The sequence below is a fragment of the Rhodococcus sp. B50 genome (genome assembly GCF_013602415.1).
GTDB lineage: Bacteria > Actinomycetota > Actinomycetes > Mycobacteriales > Mycobacteriaceae > Rhodococcus.
Genome location: NZ_WPAG02000003.1, coordinates 693,427 through 720,067 on the forward strand (window position 1 = coordinate 693,427; position 26,641 = coordinate 720,067).

The 26,641-nt window shown below is 64.6% G+C and carries 27 protein-coding genes and 4 pseudogenes; 13 read left to right on the plus strand and 18 right to left on the minus strand.

Features of this window, described 5'->3' with window-relative positions:
* Position 1: 1 nt before the first annotated feature.
* The gene (locus GON09_RS27630) at positions 2-1,264 is read right to left on the minus strand and encodes a RuBisCO large subunit C-terminal-like domain-containing protein (protein WP_213935123.1); all 1,263 of its coding nucleotides are present in this window, start codon (positions 1,262-1,264) and stop codon (positions 2-4) included.
* A gap of 200 nt (positions 1,265-1,464) precedes the next feature.
* On the opposite strand from GON09_RS27630, the gene GON09_RS27635 reads away from it, so the two are divergent.
* The 9 genes from GON09_RS27635 to GON09_RS29095 all read left to right on the plus strand — a co-directional run bounded on the left by GON09_RS27635 (position 1,465) and on the right by GON09_RS29095 (position 9,814).
* Positions 1,465-2,307 (plus strand): GntR family transcriptional regulator, encoded by an 843-nt coding sequence (locus tag GON09_RS27635; RefSeq protein ID WP_307854582.1) that lies wholly within the window; start codon positions 1,465-1,467, stop codon positions 2,305-2,307.
* A 469-nt stretch (positions 2,308-2,776) separates the two neighbouring features.
* Positions 2,777-3,844, plus strand: coding sequence for a 2-keto-3-deoxygluconate permease (locus GON09_RS27640; protein ID WP_213935125.1), 1,068 nt, complete (start codon positions 2,777-2,779; stop codon positions 3,842-3,844).
* Positions 3,845-3,888: 44 nt separating this feature from the next.
* Entirely contained in the window at positions 3,889-5,418 is a 1,530-nt protein-coding gene (gene pyk / locus GON09_RS27645; protein WP_213935126.1) for a pyruvate kinase, read from the plus strand.
* 130 nt (positions 5,419-5,548) lie between these two features.
* Positions 5,549-5,773: a hypothetical protein gene (locus GON09_RS27650; RefSeq protein WP_060655146.1), complete on the plus strand. Its 225-nt coding sequence runs from the start codon at positions 5,549-5,551 to the stop codon at positions 5,771-5,773.
* A gap of 260 nt (positions 5,774-6,033) precedes the next feature.
* Positions 6,034-6,342, plus strand: a complete 309-nt coding sequence (locus GON09_RS27655; RefSeq protein WP_213935068.1) for a transposase — start codon at positions 6,034-6,036, stop codon at positions 6,340-6,342.
* Positions 6,339-7,268: an IS3 family transposase gene (locus GON09_RS27660; RefSeq protein WP_213935069.1), complete on the plus strand. Its 930-nt coding sequence runs from the start codon at positions 6,339-6,341 to the stop codon at positions 7,266-7,268. Before GON09_RS27655 ends, GON09_RS27660 begins: the two co-directional genes overlap by 4 nt.
* Positions 7,269-7,479: 211 nt before the next feature.
* The gene (eno, locus tag GON09_RS27665) at positions 7,480-8,766 is read left to right on the plus strand and encodes a phosphopyruvate hydratase (RefSeq protein WP_213935127.1); all 1,287 of its coding nucleotides are present in this window, start codon (positions 7,480-7,482) and stop codon (positions 8,764-8,766) included.
* Positions 8,767-9,276: 510 nt separating this feature from the next.
* Entirely contained in the window at positions 9,277-9,693 is a 417-nt protein-coding gene (locus tag GON09_RS29090) for a DUF7007 domain-containing protein (RefSeq protein WP_374195423.1), read from the plus strand.
* Positions 9,671-9,814, plus strand: a complete 144-nt coding sequence (locus GON09_RS29095) for a hypothetical protein (protein WP_374195414.1) — start codon at positions 9,671-9,673, stop codon at positions 9,812-9,814. Before GON09_RS29090 ends, GON09_RS29095 begins: the two co-directional genes overlap by 23 nt.
* 27 nt (positions 9,815-9,841) lie before the next feature.
* Here the strand turns inward: GON09_RS29095 and GON09_RS27675 are convergent.
* A pseudogene (locus GON09_RS27675) lies at positions 9,842-10,936 on the minus strand (IS701 family transposase); the annotation flags it as partial.
* 60 nt (positions 10,937-10,996) lie between these two features.
* Here GON09_RS27675 and GON09_RS27680 point away from each other — a divergent pair.
* Positions 10,997-11,322 (plus strand): annotated as a pseudogene (locus GON09_RS27680) (transposase); the annotation flags it as partial.
* A gap of 45 nt (positions 11,323-11,367) precedes the next feature.
* Here GON09_RS27680 and GON09_RS27685 read toward each other — a convergent pair.
* The gene (locus tag GON09_RS27685) at positions 11,368-11,508 is read right to left on the minus strand and encodes a hypothetical protein (protein WP_213935129.1); all 141 of its coding nucleotides are present in this window, start codon (positions 11,506-11,508) and stop codon (positions 11,368-11,370) included.
* A 121-nt stretch (positions 11,509-11,629) separates the two neighbouring features.
* Between GON09_RS27685 and GON09_RS27690 the strand changes: the two genes are divergently transcribed.
* Positions 11,630-11,938, plus strand: a complete 309-nt coding sequence (locus tag GON09_RS27690) for a transposase (protein ID WP_213935068.1) — start codon at positions 11,630-11,632, stop codon at positions 11,936-11,938.
* Positions 11,935-12,864, plus strand: a complete 930-nt coding sequence (locus GON09_RS27695; RefSeq protein ID WP_213935069.1) for an IS3 family transposase — start codon at positions 11,935-11,937, stop codon at positions 12,862-12,864. The genes GON09_RS27690 and GON09_RS27695 overlap by 4 nt, the downstream gene beginning before the upstream one ends.
* A 27-nt stretch (positions 12,865-12,891) precedes the next feature.
* On the opposite strand, the gene GON09_RS27700 is transcribed toward GON09_RS27695, so the two are convergent.
* The 5 genes and pseudogenes from GON09_RS27700 to GON09_RS28630 form a co-directional block, all read right to left on the minus strand.
* The gene (locus GON09_RS27700) at positions 12,892-13,281 is read right to left on the minus strand and encodes a transposase (RefSeq protein WP_307854584.1); all 390 of its coding nucleotides are present in this window, start codon (positions 13,279-13,281) and stop codon (positions 12,892-12,894) included.
* A complete protein-coding gene (locus tag GON09_RS27705) occupies positions 13,260-13,787 on the minus strand; it encodes a winged helix-turn-helix domain-containing protein (protein WP_213935131.1) in 528 nt (175 codons plus the stop codon). The genes GON09_RS27700 and GON09_RS27705 overlap by 22 nt, the downstream gene beginning before the upstream one ends.
* Before the next feature lie 65 nt (positions 13,788-13,852).
* Positions 13,853-15,544 carry an ISAzo13 family transposase gene (locus GON09_RS27710; protein WP_374195415.1) on the minus strand — a complete coding sequence of 564 codons (1,692 nt, stop codon included), beginning with the start codon at positions 15,542-15,544 and terminating at the stop codon, positions 13,853-13,855.
* Positions 15,545-15,600: 56 nt separating this feature from the next.
* Positions 15,601-15,941, minus strand: a pseudogene (locus GON09_RS27715) (transposase); the annotation flags it as partial.
* 39 nt (positions 15,942-15,980) lie between these two features.
* Positions 15,981-16,595 (minus strand): recombinase family protein, encoded by a 615-nt coding sequence (locus tag GON09_RS28630; RefSeq protein ID WP_307854585.1) that lies wholly within the window; start codon positions 16,593-16,595, stop codon positions 15,981-15,983.
* A gap of 22 nt (positions 16,596-16,617) precedes the next feature.
* Here GON09_RS28630 and GON09_RS27725 point away from each other — a divergent pair.
* Positions 16,618-17,134 (plus strand): annotated as a pseudogene (locus tag GON09_RS27725) (IS30 family transposase); the annotation flags it as partial.
* A gap of 212 nt (positions 17,135-17,346) precedes the next feature.
* On the opposite strand, the gene GON09_RS27730 reads toward GON09_RS27725, so the two are convergent.
* From GON09_RS27730 to GON09_RS27775, 10 genes are all read right to left on the minus strand, one after another.
* Positions 17,347-18,531 (minus strand): thiolase family protein, encoded by a 1,185-nt coding sequence (locus tag GON09_RS27730; RefSeq protein WP_213935133.1) that lies wholly within the window; start codon positions 18,529-18,531, stop codon positions 17,347-17,349.
* A 128-nt stretch (positions 18,532-18,659) separates the two neighbouring features.
* A complete protein-coding gene (locus GON09_RS27735) occupies positions 18,660-18,974 on the minus strand; it encodes a Dabb family protein (RefSeq protein ID WP_213935134.1) in 315 nt (104 codons plus the stop codon).
* Between the two features lie 94 nt (positions 18,975-19,068).
* Positions 19,069-19,716: a CoA transferase subunit B gene (locus GON09_RS27740; RefSeq protein WP_213935135.1), complete on the minus strand. Its 648-nt coding sequence runs from the start codon at positions 19,714-19,716 to the stop codon at positions 19,069-19,071.
* Positions 19,717-19,718: 2 nt separating this feature from the next.
* A complete protein-coding gene (locus GON09_RS27745; RefSeq protein WP_213935136.1) occupies positions 19,719-20,510 on the minus strand; it encodes a CoA transferase subunit A in 792 nt (263 codons plus the stop codon).
* A 150-nt stretch (positions 20,511-20,660) separates the two neighbouring features.
* Positions 20,661-21,806: an MBL fold metallo-hydrolase gene (locus GON09_RS27750; RefSeq protein WP_213935137.1), complete on the minus strand. Its 1,146-nt coding sequence runs from the start codon at positions 21,804-21,806 to the stop codon at positions 20,661-20,663.
* A gap of 66 nt (positions 21,807-21,872) precedes the next feature.
* On the minus strand, positions 21,873-23,162 hold the full coding sequence (gene eno / locus GON09_RS27755) for a phosphopyruvate hydratase (RefSeq protein ID WP_213935138.1): 1,290 nt from the start codon (positions 23,160-23,162) through the stop codon (positions 21,873-21,875).
* Between the two features lie 2 nt (positions 23,163-23,164).
* Entirely contained in the window at positions 23,165-24,169 is a 1,005-nt protein-coding gene (locus GON09_RS27760; RefSeq protein WP_213935139.1) for a phosphotransferase family protein, read from the minus strand.
* Positions 24,166-25,173 carry a C-terminal binding protein gene (locus GON09_RS27765; protein ID WP_213935140.1) on the minus strand — a complete coding sequence of 336 codons (1,008 nt, stop codon included), beginning with the start codon at positions 25,171-25,173 and terminating at the stop codon, positions 24,166-24,168. Before GON09_RS27765 ends, GON09_RS27760 begins: the two co-directional genes overlap by 4 nt.
* Positions 25,170-26,027 carry a fumarylacetoacetate hydrolase family protein gene (locus GON09_RS27770; RefSeq protein WP_213935141.1) on the minus strand — a complete coding sequence of 286 codons (858 nt, stop codon included), beginning with the start codon at positions 26,025-26,027 and terminating at the stop codon, positions 25,170-25,172. The genes GON09_RS27765 and GON09_RS27770 overlap by 4 nt, the downstream gene beginning before the upstream one ends.
* Before the next feature lie 60 nt (positions 26,028-26,087).
* Entirely contained in the window at positions 26,088-26,624 is a 537-nt protein-coding gene (locus GON09_RS27775; RefSeq protein WP_213935142.1) for a VOC family protein, read from the minus strand.
* Between the last annotated feature and the right edge of the window lie 17 nt (positions 26,625-26,641).

The following is a 26,641-nucleotide window of genomic DNA, read 5'->3' on the forward strand; positions in this document are numbered from 1 at the left end:
TTCAGTTCCTTCCGAACGCCTGCACTGCATGCAGGAGGTCGGTGTTGCCGTCGTCGGCGTGGTCCGTGGCGGCGGTGGTCAGTGGGACCCCGTCGACGGCCGCCGCCCACGCTTCGCGCAGGCTCCGGACACCGGCGGCGGGGCCGTCCGGGTGGGCGGCTACTCCACCGCCGGCAAGCATCAACAGGTCGGTCGATCCGATCGCATCGAAGGTCGGAGCAGGTGTGGTGACGTTCTGGCCGGAGGACAGCACCGGTAGTGGCGTGATCGTCTCACCGAGGGGCGTCAGCAGGGACTGCACGTTCGCGGTGACCTGCGCATCGCGTTCGTAGAATTTGCTGCCCAGCCCGCTCACGTGGAGGTGGTCGGCACCAGCGAGTCGGGCGAGTTGCTGCCATACCTGGTAGTCGATGCCCACGCCTTTTGCACGCATCGATGCCGCCAGGCCAGCGCGGTGTCCGTGGATGGGGACCTCGGTGAACGAGCGCAGCCATTCGAGTGCCGGGATGCCCATGACCGGAATGTTGAGCATCACGCATCGTCCACCGGCTCGAACGACCATGTCGTGCCGCTTGCGCAGACCTTTCAGGTCGCCGGTGATGTTGAATGCGTACATCGTCGGGTGTCCGGTGATCTGCTCGGCGGCAGCGATCTCCTCGGTGGCGACCGCGACACGTCGTTCCAGTGGCAGGTAGTCGGGATCGGTCATCAGCTCGTCATCCTTGATGACATCGATCGACGCTCTCGCCAATTCCCGTACCACGAGCCGGAACTCATCTTCGGACAACCCGACATTCGGCTTGACGATGGTGCCGATGAGCACGCCTGGAGCGGCGCCGATCAGCTTCCGGGTACCCCCGATCCCGTAGGCGGGGCCGGGGTGGGCGGAGACGAATTCCTCGGGCAGCGTCAGCGACTCGAGCCGACAGGCGAACAGGTCGCCGAGCTCGAAGAGGTTCCCGGCGATAGTGGTGTGCAAGGTCGCCAGGTCGGTACCGATGTTTTCCATCGGGAAATCCACGGTCACCAGCGCGGCCCGGACTTTTTCCGGGGCGGTACGGGAGCCGAGGGAGGGTGGGCACACCCCCAATTCCTCGACCTCGACGACCTGTGCGGCATGCCTTTCCCGGATCCGCGCCGACTCTCCCGGCACCGGGACGAACGTGCCGCTGGACTGTTCCCCCGCCATCAGGGCTGCTGCCTTCTCCGGAGGAATTTCCGACTCGAGGTAGTAGGTGCATCGCACCGTGCGTTGATCTCGCATGAAGTCTCCAATCGTGGGCCGGCCGCTCGTGTTCGGCGGACGTCGGCCTGGCGCATCTGAGGTGGCGCATTTCTCCGCGGGCACCCCGGCGAAATTTGTGCGTACTTTTCGTACGTACATTAGACTGTGATTGCAGTCACCGTCAACCGAATGAGGATCCAATGCACGTCAACGCCATTACGCACGCCTACGATGAGGTCGTGCATACGGAAGTGAGGGGGCAACTCCCGCGCGTCGACCGAGATGATCCGCGCCCACTTCACGTGCAGATTTTCGACATACTGCATCAGCAGATCTCCAGCCACGCCCTGCCACCCGGGTCCGCGCTGCCCACCGAAGACGAACTGCAGCAGCAGTTCGGCGTCTCGCGCAGCGTGGTCCGGCAAGCGTTGGCGAGCCTGGCCGACCGGGGTTTGATTCACCGCCAGCGCGGTCGCGGAAGCGTGGTCGCCGCCGCTCCTGTGCTCCGGCGCAGCGTGCAACGCGCCGGAGGTCTGAGCGAGCAGGCTGTTGCACAGGGGCAGCAGCTCCGCACGCATGTCGTCAGCGTCCAGCCGTCCGCGCCGCCGGATGCGGCGTTGGGTGAATTGGGGACCGGACGAGCCTGGCAGATCGAGCGTGTCCGTTACCTGGACGATGTCCCAGTCGCCTACATGCGCACCTGGGTACCCCGCGAACTCTTCCCTCACTTCACCGCGGAACTGCTCGAGGGCAACTCGCTGTTGGCGCTCATGCGGGCACACGGGTACGCACCCGCCGGTGGCCCACGGCAGGTCCAAGCCGTCGCCGCGGACCCGAGCCTTGCGGCCTTCCTCGAGGTCGAGGCTGGGGATCCGCTCCTGCTTCTCGAAGGCGTCACCCGCGACACCAGTGGGCAGGGCCTCGAATGGTTCAGCGTCTGGCACCGCGCGAACACGGTCTTCGACGTCGACGCGCAAGTTGTCGCCACGCCTCCGGCGATCTCGCCGGAGCAGGTCACCCGGCTGCGTTCGATGGCGCGTGAACTCGACGCCGCGCTGGCCGAAATTGACGGCAGCCTCTGATCGGTAGGACCGTCCCGCCTTCGCTGCGACCGCTTGTGGTCGAGACGAACGGCGCGAAGGCCTGGCCATAGGCGCGGCGCGGGGGGCGCCCCTCGGGCGCGCGGCCCGGCGAAGGGCAGTGGCACTGGCGGATGCCCTGCGCGGCAGCGGCATCGGACTATCTGGATGCGGCGCTGCCGGTGGTGCGCTGCATTGCTGCCGGGGCTGGTCACCCCTCGATCGTGTTCGGCACGCCCACCTGTTGACAGTGACCGCAGTCACGCTTAATGTACGTACGAAAGATACGTACAAGCGGATCGGCTGAAGTCGCCGCTCGATGCGCCCGAGTCGTCCGGGCACTCCGGAATTGTCGTGAACTCGTTTCGACGAATTCCCTCCGCTATACCCCCGCCGCCCGGCTATCCGCGGGCGACGTCCCTGACAGATCATGAAAACTGCGGACCTACCGGTTCCTTCAAGGGAGAATCCCATGACCGTCCCCATCAAAGCCGCCATAGACAAGATTCCCGGCGGCATGATGCTCATTCCGCTGCTTCTCGGCGCCATCATCCATACCTTTGCACCCGAAGCAGGCAGCTTCTTCGGCTCGTTCACCGGCGCGTTCTTCACCGGCCTCGCCCCGATCCTGGCGGTGTTCTTCTTCTGCCTCGGAGCGACCCTGGAAGTGCGTTCCACGCCGTACATCATGAAAAAGGGCGGCGTCCTCCTCGGCAGTAAGATTGCCTTCGCCGCCCTCATCGGCATCGTCGCCGGCAGGCTTCTCGGTGAGGCGCCCATCGAGAGTGGATTCTTCGCCGGACTGTCCGTCCTGGCGATCGTCGCCGCCCTCAACGACACCAACGGCGGTCTCTATATCTCCTTGATGGGTCAGTACGGGCGGAAGAAGGACGCCGGCGCGTACTCGATCATGTCTCTCGAATCGGGTCCCTTCTTGACCATGGTGACGCTCGGCATCGCAGGCTTGGCCGCATTCCCCTGGCAGGCGCTGGTCGGCGCCATCTTGCCGCTGGCCCTGGGCATGCTGGTCGGCAATCTCGACCCAAAGATGCGTGCACTCCTGGCTCCGGCCGTTCCCGCAATGGTGCCGTTCCTCGGGCTGGCATTGGGCCTGACCATCAACCTCAATTCGGTTGTCACCGCCGGCCTCCTCGGCATCGTGCTCGGACTCTTCGTCGTCCTCGTCGGTGGGCTGGTCCTGTTCCTCGCCGACAAGCTCTCCGGCGGTGACGGCGTCGCCGGTCTGGCCGCAGCCACTACCGCCGGCAACGCCGCGCTTGTTCCCGCCATCGTGGCCGAGGCCAACCCCATCTACGCTCCTGCCGCGGAGACCGCCACCGTCCTCGTCGCCGCCTCCACCGTCGTCACCGCCATTCTGTGCCCCGTCATCACCTCCGCCTGGTCACGGCGTGTCAACCGGAACGCACAGAGCGCACCCACCGAGGACGCTGCCCCGGACGACGCACCCTCGCTCACCCAGGCCGGGACCGCACCCACCCCGGCAGCATCACGCGCCCATCACGTGCTGCCGCCAACCTGACAACTGCATCGACGCCCGTCCATCCCGACACGAGAGTGAACTCAATGCCACTGGCGCAGCAATCTTTTCGGAACAGGACCGCACCCGACCGCATCAGCGAGGACACGACGCAGCCGGCACCGGCGCCAGAGTCGCCGACACCGACCCTCCGCTGTGGACGCCGCACGAAGATCGTGTGCACCCTCGGACCCGCAACAGCCACGGGCGACCGCATACGCGAACTCGTCGACTGCGGAATGGACATCGCACGGCTCAACTTCAGCCACGGCGAACATTCCGATCATGAGAAGAACTACCTCCGGGTGCGGGACGCATCCGAACGCACCGGCCGGGCCGTGGGTATTCTCGCCGACCTTCAGGGCCCGAAGATCAGGTTGGGACGTTTCGCCGAAGGCAGCACCGTCTGGTCGGAAGGCGATCTCGTGCGGATCACCGTCGACGAGTGCGAGGGCACCCACGACCGGGTGTCCACCACCTACAAGCAACTGGCCGAAGACGCCGAACCCGGTGACCGGTTGCTCGTCGACGACGGCAAGATCGCATTGGTCGTCACCGGCGTCGAGGGCAACGACGTCGTGTGCCGGGTCACCGAGGGCGGACCTGTCAGCAACAACAAGGGTGTGTCCCTGCCGGGGATGAACGTGTCGGTTCCGGCCCTCTCGGGCAAGGACATCGCCGATCTCGAGTTCGCACTGCGTCTCGGCGTCGACCTCATCGCGCTGTCGTTCGTGCGATCGGCGGCAGACATCGAACTCGTCCACGCCGTGATGGATCGGGTCGGCCGCAGGGTCCCGGTGATCGCGAAGCTCGAGAAGCCGGAGGCGATCGACGACCTCGAGGCCATCGTGCTGGCGTTCGACGCCGTGATGGTCGCCCGCGGCGACCTGGGTGTCGAGCTTCCTCTCGAACAGGTGCCGCTCGCGCAGAAGCGGGCCATCCAGATCGCCCGCGAGAATGCGAAGCCGGTCATCGTCGCGACGCAGATGCTCGAGTCGATGATCGAGAACTCGCGGCCCACCCGCGCCGAGGCATCCGACGTGGCCAACGCCGTCCTCGACGGCGCCGACGCCGTCATGCTGTCGGGCGAAACGTCCGTCGGGAAGCACGTGATGGAGGCGGTCCGTACCATGGGCCGCATCATCAGCGCGGTGGAGGAAAAATCCACGCACGTTCCACCGCTGACGCACCTTCCCCGCACGAAGGGCGGAGTGCTGTCCTATGCAGCGCGCGACATCGGGGAACGACTGGGCGCGGCGGCGCTCGTCGCGTTCACTCAATCCGGGGACACGGTGCGGCGGCTGGCGCGACTGCACACTCCGCTGCCGTTGCTGGCGTTCACCCCGATCCCGGCGGTGCGCGCGCAGCTCGCACTGACGTGGGGCACTGAGACGTTCCTCGTCGACCCCGTGGAGTCGACCGATCAGATGATCCACCAGGTCGACCACGCGCTCCTCGGCCTGGGCAGGTACCAGCAGGGCGATCTCGTCGTCATTGTCGCGGGGTCGCCTCCGGGCACCGTCGGCTCGACCAACCTGATCCACGTCCACAGGATCGGCGACGAAGACCACCGCTGACTGGTCGCATCGGCGTCGATGCCTACCCGATGCCGGTGCGACCCTCCACCACTATCACCGCCGCCTCGACGAACACGGTGATGACTCGGCACGATCACCCACCGTGCATCACCCACCACCGGAGAACCTGATGCCTGGCAGTCTCACCCGAAACCGCGTCGGACATCTTGTCCGCCGCAACGACAAACACGGCTACCGCACCGGGCAATGGGCACAGATCGTGATGACCGTACAGTCAGGCAACCGTGATTCCTGGCTGGTTGTCTACCAGGACGGCGAAACCGATGTGATCCCGATCGACAATCACACGGACCGATACGAATTCTGTTCCCAGCCGGTCGACTGGCGGTACTGACCTGACCGTCGTGGACCTGTTCTCGGCCACAAGACAACCGGGCAGGACACCACTTCTGTGGCCGTGGCGCCCAAACCCGCTGCTGAGGTGGGGGATTGGGAACTGCGCGACCGCAATTGCGGCACCGAGTTCGTAGTGTTCTTCCCACCACATCCCGCGGTCCGGCGCGGGCGCGGGTCGAAGGCCGCGCTGAGCTTCCCCCGCCTTCCCGGAGACTTCCGAACCAGGTTTGATCGTAGGAACCGAGGAAGGACGTCATCGTGGGAACGAGGAAGTATCCACCGGAGTTGCGTGAGCGTGCGGTCCGGTTGTATCGGGAGTCCGATCCGAAGCCGGTGCTCCGGCGGCTGGCCGAGCAGCTGAACGTGCATCCCGAGGCGCTGCGGACCTGGATCCGGCAGGCCGAGGCCGATCACGGCGAGCGCGACGACCGGCCGACGACGGCGATGCTCGAGGAGAACCGGCGCTTGGCGAAGGAGAACGCGGAGCTGCGTCGGGTCAATGAGGTGCTGCGGGCGGCGAGTGCGTATTTTGCGTCGGAGATCGACCCGACCCGGAGAAGGTCATGAATTTCATTGACGACCATGACTTCTCGGTCGGTCTCGTACTACGGGTCCTGGATATCGCGTCGTCGACCTACTACGACTGGCGGGCACGGGTGACCCTGCCGTCGCGGCGGCGACGGGAGGACGCCGCACTGCTGGAGTTGATCGATGAGATCCGCGCCTCGCACGAGTTCGCCGCCACCTACGGCTCCCCGCGGGTCTGGCTCGAACTGCGCCGCCGCGGGGTGCGGGTCGGCCGTAAACGCGTCGAACGGATCATGCGGGAGAACGATCGCCGCGGCGCCTACCTGCGGAAAGGCTGGAAGGGTGGCTCGACGAAGCAGAATCCGCGGCACACCGCCGCCCCGGACCTGCTGGAGCGCGATTTCACGGCAACGGCACCGAACCGCAAGTGGGTGGCGGATCTGACGCGGATACCGACCGGTGAGGGAGTGCTGTGGCTGGCCAGTGTGCGTGACGCCTTCTCCAACAAGGTCGTCGGCTGGCGATCCGGGCCGAGAGCGGACACCGATCTGGTGCTCTCCGCGCTCGACTATGCCCTGTATTCCCGCGACATCCGGGCCGGGGAGCTGACTTTCCACAGCGACAAGGGCTGTCAGTATACGGCGGTTCGGTTCACGCAGCGGCTCGTCGATGCCGGCATCGCCCCGTCCACCGGCAGCGTCGGGGACAGCTTCGACAACGCGCTCGCCGAAAATCTGTGGTCGACCTTGAAAATTGAATTGATGTACTGGCCTGCAATCACTTTCGCCACTCGATCGGAGGCGGAGTTCGCGTTGTTCCGCTATATCGACGGGTGGTACAACCCACGCAGGATTCAGGCCGGCTTGGGCGGTCTCTCACCGGACGAATACGAACACGCTTACCACGACCGACCAGGTGGACAGGAGGCAGATATTATCCAACCTGAGCTCATCGGAGCCATGTAGAAAAGTTTCCGGAGAAGCGGGGGAACCTCACGCCTAGGAAATCTGTCATACCTGTCCCGTTCTGGACCGCTGCTGCGACACGTATTCGAGGCGGGCGAATCCTACGGGGTGTGGGGGCGCAATGATCGTCGAGGAACGCGCCCTATTCCCTCGCCGGGTGTTCGATCTCCCTGCCCGTTAACCCCTTCTCATTTCGAATTTAGGAGTGCAGTTGTCCCACATCGTCCAGGTAGGAGCCCGCGAAATCCTCGACTCCCGTGGCAACCCCACGGTCGAGGTCGAGGTGCTGCTCGAGGACGGAAGTTTCGCCCGCGCTGCAGTCCCGTCGGGCGCCTCCACCGGCGAGCACGAGGCCGTGGAGCTGCGTGACGGCGGCGAGCGTTACCTCGGCAAGGGCGTCGAGAAGGCCGTCGAGGCCGTCCTCGCGGAGATCGGCCCGGCCATCATCGGCCTCGACGCCACCGAGCAGCGCACCGTCGACCAGGCGCTCCTCGATGCCGACGGCACCCCCGACAAGGGCCGCCTCGGCGCGAACGCCCTGCTCGGCGCGTCGCTCGCCGTCGCGAAGGCCGGCGCGGAGTCGTCCGGGCTCGAGCTGTTCCGCTACGTCGGCGGCCCGAACGCCCACATCCTTCCCGTTCCGATGATGAACATCCTCAACGGTGGTGCCCACGCCGACACGGGCGTCGACGTCCAGGAGTTCATGGTCGCGCCGATCGGTGCCCCGACCTTCAAGGAATCCCTCCGCTGGGGTGCCGAGGTCTATCACTCCCTCAAGTCCGTGCTCAAGAGCAAGGGTCTGGCCACCGGCCTCGGCGACGAGGGCGGTTTCGCCCCCGACGTCGCGGGCACCAAGGCCGCGCTCGACCTGATCAGCGAGGCCATCGCCAAGACCGGCCTGAAGCTGGGCAGCGATGTCGCGCTCGCTCTGGACGTCGCGGCCACCGAGTTCTACACCGAGGGCACCGGCTACAAGTTCGAGGGCCAGAACCGGACGGCGGCCGAGATGGGCGCCTTCTACGCCGACCTGCTCGGCCAGTACCCGCTGGTCTCCATCGAGGATCCGCTCAGCGAGGACGACTGGGAGGGCTGGGTCGCGCTCACCGAGGCGATCGGCGACAGGATCCAGCTCGTCGGCGACGACCTGTTCGTCACCAACCCGGAGCGCCTCGAGGACGGCATCGTCCGTGGCGCCGCGAACGCGCTGCTCGTGAAGGTCAACCAGATCGGCACCCTCACCGAGACCCTCGACGCCGTCGACCTCGCGCACCGCAACGGCTACAAGACGATGATGAGCCACCGGTCCGGGGAGACCGAGGACACCATCATCGCCGATCTCGCCGTCGCCGTCGGCAGCGGACAGATCAAGACCGGCGCGCCCGCCCGCTCGGAGCGTGTCGCGAAGTACAACCAGCTGCTGCGCATCGAGGAGTCCCTCGGTGACGTCGCTCGCTACGCCGGCGAGCTCGCCTTCCCGCGGTTCTCCGTCGAGGGCTGACCGCCGGCATGAGTCAGCGCGGTAGATCTACGCGATGGTGTACTTCTACCTTCAACTCGTTTGCGGTCGTTGCTGCAGGACGTCGCAATGAGTCCGCAGCGCCGAGCGGCAGTGACCGGCAGCGGGCCGAGCGTGTCCGGTTGATCAACGATCAATAGCACTGGTCGTTTTCAACAAAACACTGGCACCGGACGCACCACCTTCGTTGGGTTGTCACCGATGCACGGGTGTGGGGAAGTGTCGTCTACCCGGATCAGGGCAAACGTTGGGTGTCGCGCGGCGGGGCCAGTCGGGGGTCTGGCTGTGTTGACGGGCACGCAGGTAGCCGTACGCGCAGACGGCCATCAGCACCAGCGCTCCGAGTAGCAGCCCGGCGGTCACAATCACGCATTTGCAACATCCGCCACTTGTGGTCGGCATCGTGCGGTGGCATCAGCTCGCCGATAACCACTTCTGGAGGTACACGTGAACGCCGACAACCGGATCCCGACCAGCTCCCCGTGGGGCGCCGTGCAGGACGGCCGCGTTCTCGCCCATGGCATCATCATCGCCTCGACAGCCGGGCACGGCGGCGTGCGGATCAGCCCCGCACGGTTGAAACAAATGCCTGCCGCCCTGCGACTCGGGCGCCGGCGCTGGTTCGAGGAAGACTGCGAGGCAGCACTCGTCGGACTTGCCTTTGCCGACGACCTCGAATTCACCGACAGTCGGCGAGACGACCTGGCCGCCGTCGTCGCCAAATTGGTTCCCGACGAACTGGGAGGCGTACTTCGGTCGCACGCTCGAGCCGGGAGAGTCGTACCTGCGGGACAAGGAAACCTTCGAAGCGGCCACGGCCGACCAGTTCGTCGTCGACAGTGCGTTGGGGGACTGGCACGAGGACGTCCCGGCAGGACTGGTCGGAGTGACCGCACTCCGCCGCAGTGACGGCATCCGCGGCAAGTTCCTGGTGGCCGCGGAGCGGTACTCCCGGCGCAACCGGTTCGGGTACGTGATCGACGAGACGGTCGACGTGGTGTGGTCGTCCGCGCCGAAACTCGCGGCGTAGTCACCGGACGGTCGGCCCTCGGGGAAGTCAGTCCTGCCCACCGGCTTTTGGGTCGGTCAGCCGCAGCATGGTCAGGAACAGGTGGGCGGCGGTGACGAGGGTGACGTGGTGGTGCCAACCGAGCCAGGAACGGCCCTCGAAATGATCGAGTCCGAGGGCGACCTTGAGCTCACGGTAGTCGTGTTCGATACGCCAACGCAGCTTCGCGAGTCGGACGAGCTCGTCGATCGGGGTGTCGGCGGGCAGGGTCGACAGCCAATAATCGGTGGGCTGCGCTGCGCCGGTTGGCCATTCGGCCAGCAACCACACCTGTTCGACCGAGCCGTCGTCGGCGCGAGGCACCCGATGTCCCGCGGGGCGGGCCCGTAGCGCGACGAACTGGGAGCGCATGACGGCCTCGGGATTGCCCGGTGTGGACTTGGTGCCCCGTCGCCACGACACCGTCAGCGCCTGATTTCGTCCGGCGGCGGTCACCATGTCCTGGCAGCTCGATTTCGGGACCCGGTAACGAGCGGTGAAGGGGCGGCCTCGACCGGTGCGTGGTGGGGTCTCGGGGACAGCGTCGGCCGGGTACACGCTGGTCGTGGCCTTGACCGCCACCATGTAGGCAATACCGCGGGCGGTGAGTTCGCCACGGAACTGGGCGCCCTCACCGTAGCCGGCATCGGCAACGACCACACCTGGCCGGGGGCGGCCCCAGGCGAGGAGTTCGTCGATCATCTCCACCGCCATCGCCGACTTGGAGCGATGCCGCTGGTCGGACGGTATCGCCGACTTCACCCGCCGAGCGGCAACCGCACTCGCCTCATCAGAGTCCTCGACACACCCATCGTCCCAGCTCGGCGGCACGAACAATCGCCAGTTCAGGGGGCAGGACGCCTCATCGGACGCGGCGTGCACGCTGACCGCGATCTGACAATTTCCGACCTTGCCCAAGGTGCCCGAGTACTGCCGTGCCACGCACGGTGAGGCGTCGCCGTCCTTGGCGAATCCGGTGTCGTCGACCACCCACGCATCCGGGGCGATCACCTCGCACGCTGTGCGGGAGAGCACCATACGCACCGGTTCGACCTTCCACGGCGAGCTGGTCACGAACTGCTGCAACCGTTGATGGGGGCTCCCCCTTGAGTATGGACATCGTGAACACTGGATCCTGAGGATCCAGAGAAAGTGATGTCACAGATGGCGAAGAAGGCATACTCGGCGGAATTCAAGGCCGATGCCGTCGCGCTGTACCTGTCCGACCCGAGCCACACCTTCGATGGCATCGGCAACGACCTGGGCGTCAGCCGGGAGACCCTGCGCAACTGGGTCCGCGCCGAACGCAAACGCACCGGCACCCCCACCGCCGACAGGCCCCGGAAGCCGGCATCGACGGGCGGGGTATCGTCCGAGTCCGTGTTGGAGGAAGAAAACAGGCAGCTCAAGGCCCAGATCCGGAAGCTGGAGACCGAGCGGGAGATCCTGCGCAGGGCCGCGAAATATTTCGCGGGCGAGACGAATTGGTGAGGAGCCGTAACTTACAGATGTTTCGATAATTGAGTGAGTACGGATCATAAGGAAAGTCCGGTGTGGTCGAGGAAACCGTGGCACAGGTCGTAGCTCGAGCCGATCCGGGTCAGCCCGGTCTCGGTTGCGGTGCGGACCTCGTCGAGGGTATCGGGACACAGGTTGGCCAGTTCGGTGGATTTCATGTTCCCCCAGACCTGTTCGATCGGGTTGAGTTCGGGCGCATACGCCGGGAGTGAGCTTCCCCCGCCTTCCCGGAGACTTCCGAACCAGGTTTGATCGTAGGAACCGAGGAAGGACGTCATCGTGGGAACGAGGAAGTATCCACCGGAGTTGCGTGAGCGTGCGGTCCGGTTGTATCGGGAGTCCGATCCGAAGCCGGTGCTCCGGCGGCTGGCCGAGCAGCTGAACGTGCATCCCGAGGCGCTGCGGACCTGGATCCGGCAGGCCGAGGCCGATCACGGCGAGCGCGACGACCGGCCGACGACGGCGATGCTCGAGGAGAACCGGCGCTTGGCGAAGGAGAACGCGGAGCTGCGTCGGGTCAATGAGGTGCTGCGGGCGGCGAGTGCGTATTTTGCGTCGGAGATCGACCCGACCCGGAGAAGGTCATGAATTTCATTGACGACCATGACTTCTCGGTCGGTCTCGTACTACGGGTCCTGGATATCGCGTCGTCGACCTACTACGACTGGCGGGCACGGGTGACCCTGCCGTCGCGGCGGCGACGGGAGGACGCCGCACTGCTGGAGTTGATCGATGAGATCCGCGCCTCGCACGAGTTCGCCGCCACCTACGGCTCCCCGCGGGTCTGGCTCGAACTGCGCCGCCGCGGGGTGCGGGTCGGCCGTAAACGCGTCGAACGGATCATGCGGGAGAACGATCGCCGCGGCGCCTACCTGCGGAAAGGCTGGAAGGGTGGCTCGACGAAGCAGAATCCGCGGCACACCGCCGCCCCGGACCTGCTGGAGCGCGATTTCACGGCAACGGCACCGAACCGCAAGTGGGTGGCGGATCTGACGCGGATACCGACCGGTGAGGGAGTGCTGTGGCTGGCCAGTGTGCGTGACGCCTTCTCCAACAAGGTCGTCGGCTGGCGATCCGGGCCGAGAGCGGACACCGATCTGGTGCTCTCCGCGCTCGACTATGCCCTGTATTCCCGCGACATCCGGGCCGGGGAGCTGACTTTCCACAGCGACAAGGGCTGTCAGTATACGGCGGTTCGGTTCACGCAGCGGCTCGTCGATGCCGGCATCGCCCCGTCCACCGGCAGCGTCGGGGACAGCTTCGACAACGCGCTCGCCGAAAATCTGTGGTCGACCTTGAAAATTGAATTGATGTACTGGCCTGCAATCACTTTCGCCACTCGATCGGAGGCGGAGTTCGCGTTGTTCCGCTATATCGACGGGTGGTACAACCCACGCAGGATTCAGGCCGGCTTGGGCGGTCTCTCACCGGACGAATACGAACACGCTTACCACGACCGACCAGGTGGACAGGAGGCAGATATTATCCAACCTGAGCTCATCGGAGCCATGTAGAAAAGTTTCCGGAGAAGCGGGGGAACCTCAGAGGCGTTCGACGTGGAGCCAGTGGCGTTGGGTGGCCAGCCAGGCGGTCATCGCCCGGGACCGGTGGGCCATGAGCCCGTCCCAGAGCACGATGAGCTTCTCACCGGCGAAGTGGGCGCGTAGTTCGGTGAGGAACTCGATGAGCTTGCCGGTGTCGTAGGCGCCGTCGGTCATGGAAAACACGAACGCGCTTTCGCTGCGGTCGGGGCGATAGGCCAGCACCCCGGCCATGGACATGCGCTTCCAGGAAAAACGGTGACGGAGTACGGGTGTGACACCTTTCGGCGCCCAGGTCGCGCGGACCACCGGGAGCAGCGAAACACCGCTTTCGTCCTGGAAGCAGATCCATGCACCTCGGCGCCGCGCTATTTTTTTATCCGCGGCCACTCGTTCTCACGCCACGCAACGATGGCATCCTCGTCGCGTTCGACCGCCCGCCGGGCGGGACGTTGCCGGCTCCAGCCGAGCCTGGTCCGCAGAATCGTCCACGTCTGGGTGGGACCGTAGGTCACGCCGGTGAGCCGCTCGATCACGATCGCGACCCGCCCCAGGGTCCATACCCCGGTGGCGAAGCCGTGAGCCTGGGGGCCTTTGAGCAGTTCTTCTCGGATCACCTCGATCTGGGTGTCGTCGAGACGTGGCCGGCGTCCCGCCCGACCTGCACCTTCGAGCGCTTCGCTACCACCTTCGGTCCACTGCCGAAACCATCGGGACGCAGTCTGCTGGGAAACCTCTAATTCGACCGCGACATCGATCTGCCGTCGTCCTGCGGCGAACATCTCCGCGGCCTGCATCCGCCGCTCGCGCAACGCGTCGAGATCACGACGAGCTCCGCGTTGCTTGTCTTTCCGGGCGTCGGACTCCCCGCCGGAACCGGTCTTCTTCCCTGCCATTCGTCAATGATCAAGCAGTGCGGTGCGAATCATGCACAACGACACGCCCTATTACCGAAACATCTTTAACTACTGCCGGAATTGATCTCGTTGTCGTGGTCCTGGATCAGGCGCTTCAAGGCTTCGAGCGTGCGGGGAGGGCGGGCCCGGCGGAAGACGAGGACTCTTGCGAGCTCGGGCCCGGCGAAGGCCAGCATCGGCTTGGACCTGCCGGCGTGGTAGCTCAGCACGTTGCGCTTGCGGCCCATCAATTCGGCCGCGAGGGTCAAGGTGACGGTGTTACGGCTTCGGAGCACAGCGGTCAGGACGCGGTGACGGTGATCAAGGGTGCCGAAGCCGGGGTTGCGGCCGCGGCCGTCCCTGCCTGCACTTTGCCGTTCGGCCTCGGTCAGGACCTGTTGACACGGTTCGAGCCGGAGCACGAGCTGGTCGAACTCTTCGCGTGTCAAGCCGGTCAGGACGGGATGGGTGAGTAGGAAAGTCGTTTCGTCCGGGATCGGTGGCGGTGCTGGCTTGGGTGCGGACCGAGCAGCTTGTACGGGGTCGTGTGGGGCGATCGTGTAGTTCCACTCACCATGGAACTCGTCGCGAGTGACGCGCTCCATGATCGCTTTACGGTTGGCCCGGGTAAGCGTGCGACCGGTGGGGTAGGTGTTCTCGTCCAGCACGGCCTTGATGGTCAGTCCGGTGCGAGTCCGGGTCGCCGAGATCGTCTGGATCAGTACTTCGTAGCTGGTCAGGGGTTGGCCGCGCAGGCTGTGGGTGATGCGCGAGAACAGGCGATGTTCGACCTTGTTCCACTTCGATGTCCCGGGCGGGAAGTGGGCGACCGTGACGAACAGTCCGGACTCGTCGGCGAAGGCAGCGAGGTCCATCTTGAACAGGTGGGAGTCGGCGGAGTTCGCTCCGCCGGAGTCCGCTGTGACCAGCAGCCTGCCAGCGCCGGGGTAGTCCGCCTTGCCCTGGTCATTCCACCAGCGGCGCAGGGACTCCACTGCGAAGGCGGCGGTGTTGCGGTTGGTGCCCACGTTCACCCAGCCGGTGTCTCGTCCCAGGTCATAGACGCCGTAGGGGATGGCGACCGGGGTGTCCGGCCCGGTGAAATCATGGTCCGGAGCGGTGATCGGATTGCCCTTGGGGCGGTAGGCGCGGCCGGGACGAGCGAACTCGCCGATCGGTTCTTTCTGCTTTGCGTCTACGCTCACCACGGGTAGGCCGCGGGCCAGGAAGAGCTCGGCGGCCGCGTTGATATGGCGGAACTGGGCGTCCCGGTCCGGGGACTGCAAGCCGGCCCGGGTCTTGGCCATGGCTTGCAGGCTGAATCCCATCTCTCGCAGTAGCCTGCCGACCACTGGAGCGCTGACCGGATGTCCCGCATCGCTCAGCTCTCGGGCCAAGTCCCGCAATGACGCCGTGGTCCAGCGTAATGCAGACACCGGATCACCCACCTCCCGCGGCTCGATCAGCGCCTCGAGCGCCGGCCGGAGACCAGGGTCTCGCACAGCAGCCGACCTGCGGCCGCCGCCTGACCGACGTGTCCGGCCCAATGGCTCTGCCCCGCTGCTAAGTTCGGCGCATCCCCGCGCGACGGTCGACTCCGATACTCCCGCCAGCCGGGCCACCGCTACGATCCCGCCGTGGCCCAGCGCTGTGGCCTCCGAAGCCAGATACAGACGACGTTGCCGCTCATCCAGATGCGGTAGCAACGCTGCGAACTTCACGTCCAGGACAGCCCGGTCCTTCTCAGAAATCCTCACAACAGACCACGTATCACGGCACGCACCGCAGCTGCCTCAAAACCGTCAGTAATTTACTGACGGTTCCTCACCAGTTCGTCTCGCCCGCGAAATATTTCGCGGCCCTGCGCAGGATCTCCCGTTCGGTTTCGAGCTTCCGGATCTGCGCTCTGAGCTGCTTGTTCTCTTCTTCCAACACGGACTCGGACGATACCTCGCGCCCCGACCTCAGCGTCCGGGGCGGATGTGTGGCCTCGGATGTACCGGTTCGTTTACGTTCGGCGCGTACCCAGTTGCGTAAAGTTTCTCGGCTGATCCCCAGGTCCTTGCCGATGCCCTCGTAGGTGTGGTTCGGGTCGGACAGGTACAGCGCGACGGCATCGGCCTTGAACTCTGCCGAGTATGCCTTCATCGCCATCAGTGACATCTCTTCCTCTGGATCCTCACGATCCAGTGTTCACGATGTCCTCACTTCTGGGGGAACCCCCCAGCGAGCCAGCTCGGCGATGGACACCCCATCGTCGGCGTAGCGGCGGAACAGCTCGCTTACCAGCACTGCTTCGTGCTCGACGACCTCGTAGGCGGCGCCGGCGTGGTCGTTCTTGCGGACATAGCGGTAGCCGAACGGAGCGCCGGAGAGCACGCCCACCGACCCGGTCTTGGCACGATGGGTCTTGCCGCGCCGGTAGCGTTCGAGGATCTGCGCCTTCTCGTACTCGGCGAACATGCCCTGGAACTGCACTAGCAGTTGGTCCTCCGGCGAGTCGCCACTGGGACCCTGGACGAACTGCACCCGGGTTCCGGCGCGGGTGAACTCCTCGATCAGCAGGCCTGGTAGGCGAACTTGCGAGGTAATCGTCCGCAGGAGAACGGGATCGTCATGTTCGACACCACCACCGTTGCGATTACTCGGTATCGGTGGCGGGCGAGCAACATCCCCACACCATGGTCCAGCACGGGAGCGTCGGTTCCCGCCTGATAGTGGCAGTCCGTGGAGCGCCGGATGCGATGAGAGTCGCACGTCCGGTGCGGAGGGCGGCCCGGGGAAACGGGCCGGGAGCAATCCCGGCACCGCGCCCCGGTCCGACCCCTACATCATCGGTCTGACCCGGTCCGCGATCGGGACACTCGTCGAGCGCACCAGCAGATTCACGACACTACTACACCTGCCACGTCTGAAAGGTTATGGGACAGCGGCGATGGTGAAGAACGGGCCGGCCCTGTCCGGATATGGTTCCGAGTCCCCTCCGTGATGTTCTGGCGGCGACGCTGACACCATTGCCCGAGCGTCTACGAAGATCCGTGACATGGGATCGGGGAAGGGAACTGGCGCGTCATGCCGAGCTGACCGCTTCCACCGGTATCCGCGTTTACTTCTGTGATCCGTACAGTCCGTGGCAGCGGGGGACGAACGAGAACACGAATGGGCTTTTGCGGCAGTATTTTCCGAAAGGTGCCAATCTGTCCAGATACGTTCGACGGGACCTCGATGCGGTCGCGCATGCGCTCAATAACCGCCCCCGAAAAGTTCTCGGTTGGAGAACGCCTGCGGAAGTTTTTGCCGATCAACTACACTCACCCACACGACGCAGTGTTGCGACGACCGATTGAATCCGCCCAGTACACGTCGCTGGCCTTCACCGAGGCATTCCCCGGGCCAGCCACCACAAACGCTTACAGGCGGTTCAGCTCGCGCTGGAACTCGGCCAGGACCGACAACATGCCGTACATGGCGCAGCCCTCGGCGGTGGCAGTGTCGCGTTACCCACATGTGGCAATCAACGTGTTGCCGGGCCAGGCGTCTGAGCTGGATTGGCAGCACATCAGTGCACACGACGTAACAGCGCGGCGAGGGCTTGGCCGCCGCCGATGCACATGGTGACAATACCTAGTTCTAGATCGCGTCGCACCAGATCTTTGGCAACACGCAAGGTCAGAATGGCGCCGGTGGCGCCGACGGGGTGGCCAAGTGCGATCGCACCCCCATAGGGATTAGTCTTCTCCGAATCAAGCTTGGCGTCGCGGATTACCGCGACCGCCTGAGAGGCGAATGCCTCGTTCAACTCGATGGTGTCGATGTCGGCGGCGGTGGTGCCGGTCTGCTCGAACAGTTTGGCGAGCGCCAACGCCGGTGCGTAGCCCATCAGCTCCGGCTCGAGGGCAGCGGTCGCGACCGACTCGATCGTTGCCAGCCCGCCCAACCCTCTCTCCCGGGCAACGGATCCACGAGAAAGTACCAGCGCACCTGCCCCGTCGTTGATGCCCGAAGCGTTGCCGGCAGTGACGGTCCCACCGGCCTCGAAGGCAGGGCGCAGCGTGGCCAAGGTTGCGACAGTGGTGCTGGACTTGGGATGTTCGTCCGTGGTGATGGTGACAGGCTTGCGACCTCCGACCTGGACTGGGGTGATCTCCTCGTCGAACACGGCTCGGGCACGAGCGGTAGCGGCGCGGCGCTGCGATTCGGCCGCGAACTCGTCCTGCTGTTGACGGCTGATTCCGTACTTGCGTGCAACGTTCTCGGCGGTGATACCCATGTGTATGCCGTCGAAGGGGTCGGTGAGCATGCCGACGGTGCCGTCGACGAGCGTCCGATTCCCGAGTTTGTAACCGGTGCGGGCCCCGAAGTCGTAGAAGGGCATGCGGGACATGTTCTCGTTACCCCCGGCGACGGTGAGACTGGCTCCACCCCAACGTATCTGCATCGCAGCGGACCATACAGCCTGCAACCCTGAGCCGCACAACCGGTTGACGGTATGGGCAGGGACCGAAACCGGCAGTCCAGCGGACAGGGCGACACGGCGAGCGTTGTAAGCATCCGCCCCCACCTGACCAACACAGCCCATCACCACTTCATCGATGTCCTCGGGCGCGACGCCCGCGCGGACAAGGGCGAACTTGGTGGCGGTGGCGCCGAGTTCGTGGGCGGGTACATCGACGAACACGCCACCGAAGCTGCCAACGGGGGTGCGGGCACCGTCGACGATGACGACAGATTCCTGAGTGGTCATGTCTGGTATCTTCCAATCTTGTTTGTTGCAGGTGTATCCGTCGGAGCCCGAGCTGTTCGGGCATCCGACGTGCTGAGTGCTGTGAGTCGATGCCGTGAGTTACGGTATGTAACCGTCCGAGGTCGTCTTTACGGGTGGGTGGTCGCCGGAACGTCGAACTGTACCGATGACTTCTCTGCGAGGTAAGGCTGGACGAGTTCCGCATTGAGCCGGACGTGTGCTGGTGCGGCGAGGTATGCAGTGAAGGCGTCGTGGTCCCGAAATATGGCGGTGACGGCGTAGTCGGCGGTGGTTTCTCGCAGTCTAAGATCCTTTCCGTGCCAGTAGGATTCGATTCCCTGGCATGCTGATGCGAGTTTGTCGAGGGACGCGGACAGTGTGGTGAATACATGCTCGGGGGTGTCGTGAGTGAAGGTCAGTGTGATCACGTGGCCCATCGGCATTTTGCGGTCCTTGTCTGGAGAAAGTGGGAGGAGGGAGATGCCCGGGATCGGCCTGACTCGGGCATCTCCCTCGGTTCGCGCCGGCGACCGTCGCCTAGGACAGCGGCGCACCGGTCGCGGCACGAACCTGTTCTGAGGTGACATCGGGGGCGCATTTGCGCAGCGCCAGCCCGGTGTCGGTGATATCGAGGACCGCCAGGTTGGTTATGATGCGGTTGACCACGCCCTCGCCCGTGAGTGGCAGGGCGCATTCCTCGACGATCTTCGGGTTGCCGTCCCGGTCGGTGTGTTCCATGAGCACGATGACCTTGCGGGCACCGTGCACCAGGTCCATCGCCCCACCCATGCCCTTAACCATCTTGCCCGGGACCATCCAGTTCGCCAGGTCTCCGGATGCAGAGACCTGCATTCCGCCGAGTACTGCGGTGTCGATGTGTCCGCCGCGGATCATCCCGAACGAGGCGGCCGAATCGAAGTACGACGCACCGGGGTTGACGGTAACGGTTTCCTTGCCGGCGTTGATGAGGTCGGCGTCGACGTCGTGTTCATCCGGGTAGGGCCCGGTACCGAGAATTCCATTTTCGCTGTGCAGGGTTACTCGTACACCCGCCGGCAGAAAGTTCGGGATCAGCGTGGGCAGTCCGATCCCGAGGTTGACGTACTGTCCCGGCGCGAGTTCTTGGGCCGCGCGGGCAGCCATCTGTTCGCGCGTCCAGCCTTGGGTTTGCACTACTGCGGTCATGGTCAGTCCTCCTTGCCGGCGCGGACGGTACGTTTTTCAATGTGTTTGTCCTGCGGGCCTGTGTGCACGATCCGGTCGACGTATATGCCCGGCAGGTGCACCTGAGCAGGGTCGATGTCCCCAGGTGCGACGAGTTGCTCGACCTCGACAATGCAAAGTCGTCCGGCCATCGCTGCAAGGGGATTGAAGTTCTGTGCCGCCTTGTTGAAGACCAGGTTGCCTTCGGTGTCCCCGATGAGGGCGTGGACAAGCGCGTAATCCGCGGTGATCGACTCCTCGAGAACGTATCGCTTTCCAGCGAACGTCCGGGTTTCCTTCGGCGGGGAGGCGAGCTCAACTGACCCATCTCGTGCGTAGCGCCACGGCAGTCCGCCGGCAGAGATCGGGGTTCCGACTCCGGCCGGCGTGAAGAAGGCTGGGATGCCAGCGCCGCCGGCTCGGAGTTTCTCGGCCAGGGTGCCTTGCGGGGTGAGTTCCACCTCGAGTTCTCCGGAGAGGTACTGGCGGGCGAATTCTTTGTTCTCGCCCACGTAGGAGGCGATCATCCGCCGGATCTTGCCGCGGGTGAGCAACAGATCCAGTCCGTGTCCGGTAGCTCCGCAGTTGTTGGATATCACCTCGAGATCGGCGACGTCCGTGTCCGCGAGGGCGGCGATCACCGTGTCCGGTACCCCGGCGAGACCGAATCCACCGACCGCGAGCGAGGAACCGGAAGGGATATCTGATACCGCAACGGCCGCAGATGCGACCACTTTCGGCCGAGCGAGGGATGTCGTCAATCCTTGTACAGACATCGTGTGATGCCCCCTTCCGGTTGAGCTGAGGCCGAGTGGGCCCGATGTATGCGTTCTGTCAGCGCAGTCTGCGCGGTCGAGTTGCGGTCGATCGTGCGTGGATGGCAGGGCCCGACCTGCAGATCATTTCCTTCGCGGATGGTGCGGAACTCATGCGAGCTGGATGCGTTGTAAATCGGATCCAACGGTCGCGTCACCTCCGTACCCTTCTTGCGCCCACCCGTTCCAAACGTCGGCATCGATGGATTCATTGGTTATGTCGGCAACATGTGACAACACGAGTCGTCGGGCGCCTGCCTGTTCGGCGACGGAGCCGACCCTTTGCACCTCTACATGAGACTCGAGCATGTGGGATCGGAACGCTTCGGGTAGATCTGCCCCTTGCAGGTTGATCGCCTCGTGCACAAGCAGATCGGTCCGGTTCGCAAGCCTGATGACGTTCTCGGAATAGGCTGTGTCTCCGGAGAAAGTAACCGATCCGTAGTCGGTATCGAACCGGAATGCAAATGATGGAAACACCGGCCCATGGGGAACCAAGACTGCAGTCACTCGTACACGGTCGTCTTCCATTACCGTGAAAGGTGTCATGCTCGGTGCCCTGGTGGTGTAGTTGACGTCGACTTCAGGGATTCCAATTTCTGTGATGTCCATGAGCGTGCGGACGTCGCGTATTCCGCTGTCGCGGAGAAACATATTGGTGCTGTATGCGAACGCATCGTGCAAGCGATCAGCGAACTTGATCGTTCCGGGTGTTGGATCGGTGCCCACCGTGGTAGCTTCACCGCCGCCGAACTTCGGCGGAAGGCCACCGGCCGGGCCAGGTCCGTGCACGTGGACCGGATTCTCGATCCAGTCGCCATATGCGCTGTTGGGAACCGTTCCCCCTGCGAGGAAGAAGTCATAGAAGTCCGAGACATGGTCGGCGTGCAGATGGGTCAGGAAGATCGAGTTCAGATTTCTCTGCTGCAGACCCGAGCGTACATACTGGCTTGCAGATGCACGGCCGCAGTCGACAAGATACACCTGGCCCTCGATGACTACAGCAGTTGAGATGCCTGTTCGATTGGGTTCGATAGGAGGGCCGCCTTGCGTGCCCAGAAGAATGATCTCGAAACGTTCCTCACCGATGGCAGGCGGGACGGTGACGTCGTCGAACGTCTGTGGGAGTGTCGCTGATCCTGTCCCTGAAGAGCAGCCAGACAGCCCCACTGCAGCGGCGAGACTTCCTGCACCGGCCAGTAGGCCTCGCCTGGTCAGTTTGTTGGAAGGATCAAACACCTTGCTTGTGAGGCACATACTTCTCCATGTCGAGTTCGGGCCGATTCGTTTGCGAGATAGGAGTTCTTGTGTAGGAACCCTCGGTCATACGGGGTTCGGTGCCAGCGCTCCAGCCCCCGCGTACTGGGCCGATGACCCTAACTTTGCTTCGATCTCAAGTAACCGATTCCACTTGGCGGTTCGTTCCGAGCGGGTGGTTGATCCGACCTTGATCTGTCCTGTGCGCCAGCCCACCGCCAGGTCGGACAGCCACGAATCTTCGGACTCACCCGATCGGGCGGAGAGCACTGTGGCGACGTTGTGTTCTCGCGCGAGGTCGACGACCTCGCGTGCCTGTGTGAGAGTGCCGATCTGATTGGGCTTGACCAGAACAGCATTTGCTGCGCCGCGGTCCACTCCCTGTGCCAGTCGCTGGGGATTGGTCACGAACAGGTCGTCACCGAGGAGCTGGGTGGAGGGAAGAGCTGCTTGTGCCTTGGGCCAATGGTCCCAATCGTCTTCGGACAGGATGTCTTCGATGGACACGATCGGGAAGTCCGACGACCATGCTTCGAGTTCGGCGATGAGCTCGCTGGAGCTCAGGTGCCGGTTCTCGGAGGCGAAATGGTAGCGGGCCGAGTTCACGTCGTAGAACTCGGTGGCGGCGACATCGATCGCGATCGCGGCCTGTGCTCCGAGATCGAGGTCGGCCTTGGCGATGCCGCGCGCGAGAAACTCCAATGCCGCACGGTTGGACGGCAGTCTCGGGCCCAGTCCACCCTCGTCAGCGACGAGCGCGACATCGTATCCGGCATCCTCGAGGACTTGGGCGGTGCCACGACGCACTCGCCAGGCGAATTCGATCGCCTCGCGGAAGCTGTCGGCGCCGACCGGGACGACGAGGAAGTCCTGGATGTCGACCGCTCCGTCGGCGTGGGCGCCACCGGAGATGACGTTGACCATGGGCAGCGGAAGCAGGGGGTCGTTTCCGATGTGGGCGTAGAGGGACAATCCGGCGGCTCGGGCAGCGGCTCGGGCTGAGGCGATCGACACCGACAAGACGGCATTCGAACCCATCGTCGATAGGTGGGGTGTACCGTCTGCCTCGCGCAGAGCGGCGTCGACGGCTCGTTGGTCGGTGGCGTCGATCCCGCAGACGGCGTCGCGCAGTGGGGTGTTGGCGTTCGCGACCGCGTAGGTTACGCCTTTTCCGCCGTACCGGATCCCGCCATCGCGTAGTTCGACGGCTTCGTGGGTGCCGGTGGAGGCACCCGACGGCACGATCGCTGTGGCCGCGGTCCCGTCGTGGAGGGTGACCTCCGTGGCCACGGTCGGATTGCCGCGGGAATCGAGGGCCTCCCAGGAGAACACCGATTTGATTCGGGTACCGGACATGGTCAGTTCCTCCAGAGAAGGTCGAAGGTGGGGCGGGGATGAAGTAGTACCTGCCGAGCGATCTGGAGCGCCTGCGCCCGGGCGGCCGGGGACAGGTAGGTCGCCGGTGACTTACCGTCGACGCGGGCGAGCAGAAGGCACCCGATCTGCCGCAGCAGGTGGTCGCGGTCGAGCTCGGGCAATCGAGGCTGGGGGTGGGTGAGGTAGGCATCGAGGAATGCTCGTGCCAAATCCCGGAATTCGTGGGCTGCGGACGGAGTGTGCAGTGCCTTGCACACGAAATGCGCCAGCATGAAGGCCACGTCGAAGGTCGGGTCACCGATGTGGGTTACCTCCCAGTCGATGATCCACAACCCGTCGGCACCGGTGAGGATGTTCTTCGGCGAGAAGTCCCCGTGGACCAGACACATCCGGGTGGCGAGCATATGGTCGACGGTGGCCTCGATCGCTGGGGCGAGGTCGTGATGGTGGGCGCTCGTCCATCGGTAGAACGGGTCGACTCTGAGTTCGAGGAAGGCGTCGGTGTCGGCGAACGTGTTTCGCATGACCGAGTTGTCGCTGGACTCCGCGTGCAGGGTGGCCGACAGCCGTCCCAGAACTGCGCCGATGTGGGGCGCGACCTGTCCTGCGAGCAGGTCGGTCTTCCATTCGGTGAAGTCCCGTGGGGCTCGGGCGAGGGCCATCAAGTGTCTGTCCTCGTCCAATGCCAGCATCGGCGGCACGTGGTGCGGCAGTAGCGTGCCTGCGGCGTCGATCGCGTGTGCCTCGGTGATAAGGCGTTGTGGGGAGGCATACCAGTCGGCCTCGACGCGAAGTTTGGGAAGCGCACGCTTGACGACGACGTCTACTCCAGGACCGGAGACGGCCAGGACGTCGTTGGACACTCCCCCCGACAGCGGTGCGATGTCGAGAGGCGTGTCCTCGTTGGCGAGGCCGCGGTCGATCAGGAAGGCCGTCACCTCATCAGCAAGCCCGGTCGTGGTGTTATCGATGGGGTGAATGGTCATGTCAGCGCCGTGTTCCGGGTCGAGAAGCGTGCGTGTGGGGAGTCGATCACCTGGGCGTTGACCACATGCGAAGGTAGTTCGCCGCGCAGCACGGCGGCGACATTCGTTGCAGCCGTGCGTTGCAGGTCTGCGACGGCTTCGTCGGAGATGAATGCCGCGTGTGGCGTCAGGATCACGTCCGGTCGATGGCGGAGCGGATGGTCCTTCCCGGGAGGTTCGGTGGCCATCACATCGAGTGCGGCTCCGGCCAGGGTATTGCGTTCGAGCGCGTCGAGCAGGGCTGATTCGTCGATGAGTGCACCGCGTGAGGTGTTGATCACCACGGCGCCGGGGGGAAGCAACCCGAGTTCGCGGGCTCCGATGATGCCGGTCGTGGCCGGGTTCGCCGGCAGATGGAGGGACAGGATGTCGGCGCAGGCGAGAAGCTCGTCGAGCGTGCGGGTGAACGTCACCCCGGCGTCTTCCCTCTTGCCGGCCTGTGACGGGGAGAACGCCACGACGTTCATCCCGAAGGCCTGGACCCGGTGGGCTACAGCCCGCCCGATGGCTCCGAAGCCGACCAGCCCGACAGTTCTGTTTCGGAGCCGTTTGAGTGCGCCGAATTCTTTGTTGTCCCAACCACCGGTGGCGGTTTGCTGCGCGAACTGCGCGACTTTACGTGTGTGTCCGAGGATCAGGGCGAGGGTGTGGTCGGCGACTTCTTCGGTGCAGAACTCGGGAACGTTGGACACGATCACGCCGAGCCGGGTGGCGCATTCGACGTCGACGTTGTCGAGTCCGACCCCGTAGCGGCCGACGGTTCGGCAGGATCGTGCTGCTTCCAGGACTCGAGCGGTGACCGGCTTCCAGCAGGTCAAGATCGCGTCGACGTCGGCTGCGAGGTCGACGAGCTCGTCTTCGGTTCCGGTGTCGGCCACGACGAGCTCCGCACCTACCCGGGCGAGGATCTCACGTTCGATGTCGAGGGTGGGCCAGGAGTAGTCCGTGACCAGGATGGTGCTCATGCGTGCGCCGGTTCCGGTCCGGCGAAGGTGTGGCTCATCTGCCCGATACCGGTGATCCAGCTTTCGATGACGTCGCCCTCGCGCAGGAAACGTGGCGGGTTCCAGGCGGTGCCGACGCCGGAGGGTGTTCCGGTGAAGATGAGGTCACCCGGGGTGAGGGTCACGATTCCCGAGATGTATTCGATCAGCTGGCCCACCGGGAAGATGAGGTCGCTGGTGCTCGAGTTCTGTACCTCTTTGCCGTTGAGCAAGCTACCCAGGGCGATGTTGTTCCGGTCGTCGAATTCGTCAGGAGTGACCAGGACGGGGCCGATCGCGGAGTATCCGGGGAAGGACTTGCCGAGGCCGAATTGCGGGTGCGATTCGGGACGCTGCTGCACGTCCCGGTCGGAGAAGTCCTGGCCGATGGTCACTCCGGCGACATAGTCCCACGCATCGTCGGCGGAAACCTTGTGGGCTTCGCGGCCGATCACGATGACCGCTTCGACTTCCCAGTCCACGCGGGGTCCGGACAGTGCGATGGTGGTGCCCGGTCCGGTCACCGAGGTGGGGAACTTCGGGAACACGAGCGGGTATTCGGGGACGGGCCAGCCCGCCTCGGCGACATGCTTGGCATAGTTGACGCCGATACCGAATCCCTGCAACGGTGTCGGGCTCGGTGCCCCGAACTGGTCCTGACGAAGGTCACCGGCGGACGCGAACGATGCGGACTGTGCCCATTCGCTGAATTCCTGCCACACGTGGAAGAGGGCGGCGATGTCGGCGGGGAATCGGCCGCTGCTGGCTTGTTCGATGTCGAGTGCTTGGTCACCGGAGATGAGTACGGCGCGGTTGTTTTGGTTCGCGATCTTCATGAAGTGCCCTCTGAGCAAAAGTTGGATAGGGAATAGGTGCGCGTAGGCGCAGTGAGATGGTTACGACGTCGCTGTCGTCGTCGGTCTCTTGATCAGTTCGGAGTCCGATTCGCCGGCCTTGCGGCGGGCGATCAGGTCTTCCATGTCGAACTCGATGCCGATGGGGTTGGCGGCGAACTCGGGGCCGAACATGAACTCGTTCGCCTCGTCGACGGTCTCGTACACGTCGACCTGCATCTCGGCTTGGTTTCCGTCCGGATCCCGGTAGTACAGCGACAGGGTCGGTCCATGGTGGATCTGCCACCAGGGGGTGATGTCCTCGTCGCGGAGTCGTTCGTAGGTGGCGATCAGGTCGGCGAGGGTGGCATAGGTGAATGCCACGTGGTGCATACCGAGCGTGTCGGGATCGTGCGGTTTGTACCCGTCGGCGAGGTTCGCCAGGGCCAGCCGGTGGTGTTCGTCGTCGTAGGCGAGGAAACAGATGCGGTCGTTTCCGTACTGGACCTTGGCCTCGAGAACGTTGAGCCACCAATCGCGGAGCCGGGGAACGTCGTTGGTCTGGAACACCACGTGGGCCAGACGTTCGGGCGAGGGCATGAGGACCTCCTGTATCG

What these genes read in the sequence shown, in the direction of transcription:
- GON09_RS27660 (WP_213935069.1), top strand. Translation starts at nt 6,339, where the DNA reads ATGAATTTCATTGACGACCATGACTTCTCGGTCGGTCTCGTACTACGG.
- GON09_RS27775 (WP_213935142.1), bottom strand. Translation starts at nt 26,624, where the DNA reads ATGCCCTCGCCCGAACGTCTGGCCCACGTGGTGTTCCAGACCAACGAC.
- eno (WP_213935138.1), bottom strand. Translation starts at nt 23,162, where the DNA reads ATGTCCGGTACCCGAATCAAATCGGTGTTCTCCTGGGAGGCCCTCGAT.
- GON09_RS27695 (WP_213935069.1), top strand. Translation starts at nt 11,935, where the DNA reads ATGAATTTCATTGACGACCATGACTTCTCGGTCGGTCTCGTACTACGG.
- GON09_RS27740 (WP_213935135.1), bottom strand. Translation starts at nt 19,716, where the DNA reads ATGACCGCAGTAGTGCAAACCCAAGGCTGGACGCGCGAACAGATGGCT.
- GON09_RS27640 (WP_213935125.1), top strand. Translation starts at nt 2,777, where the DNA reads ATGACCGTCCCCATCAAAGCCGCCATAGACAAGATTCCCGGCGGCATG.
- GON09_RS27745 (WP_213935136.1), bottom strand. Translation starts at nt 20,510, where the DNA reads ATGTCTGTACAAGGATTGACGACATCCCTCGCTCGGCCGAAAGTGGTC.
- GON09_RS27760 (WP_213935139.1), bottom strand. Translation starts at nt 24,169, where the DNA reads ATGACCATTCACCCCATCGATAACACCACGACCGGGCTTGCTGATGAG.
- GON09_RS27650 (WP_060655146.1), top strand. Translation starts at nt 5,549, where the DNA reads ATGCCTGGCAGTCTCACCCGAAACCGCGTCGGACATCTTGTCCGCCGC.
- GON09_RS27770 (WP_213935141.1), bottom strand. Translation starts at nt 26,027, where the DNA reads ATGAAGATCGCGAACCAAAACAACCGCGCCGTACTCATCTCCGGTGAC.
- GON09_RS27730 (WP_213935133.1), bottom strand. Translation starts at nt 18,531, where the DNA reads ATGACCACTCAGGAATCTGTCGTCATCGTCGACGGTGCCCGCACCCCC.
- GON09_RS27750 (WP_213935137.1), bottom strand. Translation starts at nt 21,806, where the DNA reads ATGTGCCTCACAAGCAAGGTGTTTGATCCTTCCAACAAACTGACCAGG.
- GON09_RS27705 (WP_213935131.1), bottom strand. Translation starts at nt 13,787, where the DNA reads ATGGCAGGGAAGAAGACCGGTTCCGGCGGGGAGTCCGACGCCCGGAAA.
- GON09_RS27630 (WP_213935123.1), bottom strand. Translation starts at nt 1,264, where the DNA reads ATGCGAGATCAACGCACGGTGCGATGCACCTACTACCTCGAGTCGGAA.
- GON09_RS27685 (WP_213935129.1), bottom strand. Translation starts at nt 11,508, where the DNA reads ATGAAATCCACCGAACTGGCCAACCTGTGTCCCGATACCCTCGACGAG.
- GON09_RS27765 (WP_213935140.1), bottom strand. Translation starts at nt 25,173, where the DNA reads ATGAGCACCATCCTGGTCACGGACTACTCCTGGCCCACCCTCGACATC.
- pyk (WP_213935126.1), top strand. Translation starts at nt 3,889, where the DNA reads ATGCCACTGGCGCAGCAATCTTTTCGGAACAGGACCGCACCCGACCGC.
- GON09_RS27735 (WP_213935134.1), bottom strand. Translation starts at nt 18,974, where the DNA reads ATGCCGATGGGCCACGTGATCACACTGACCTTCACTCACGACACCCCC.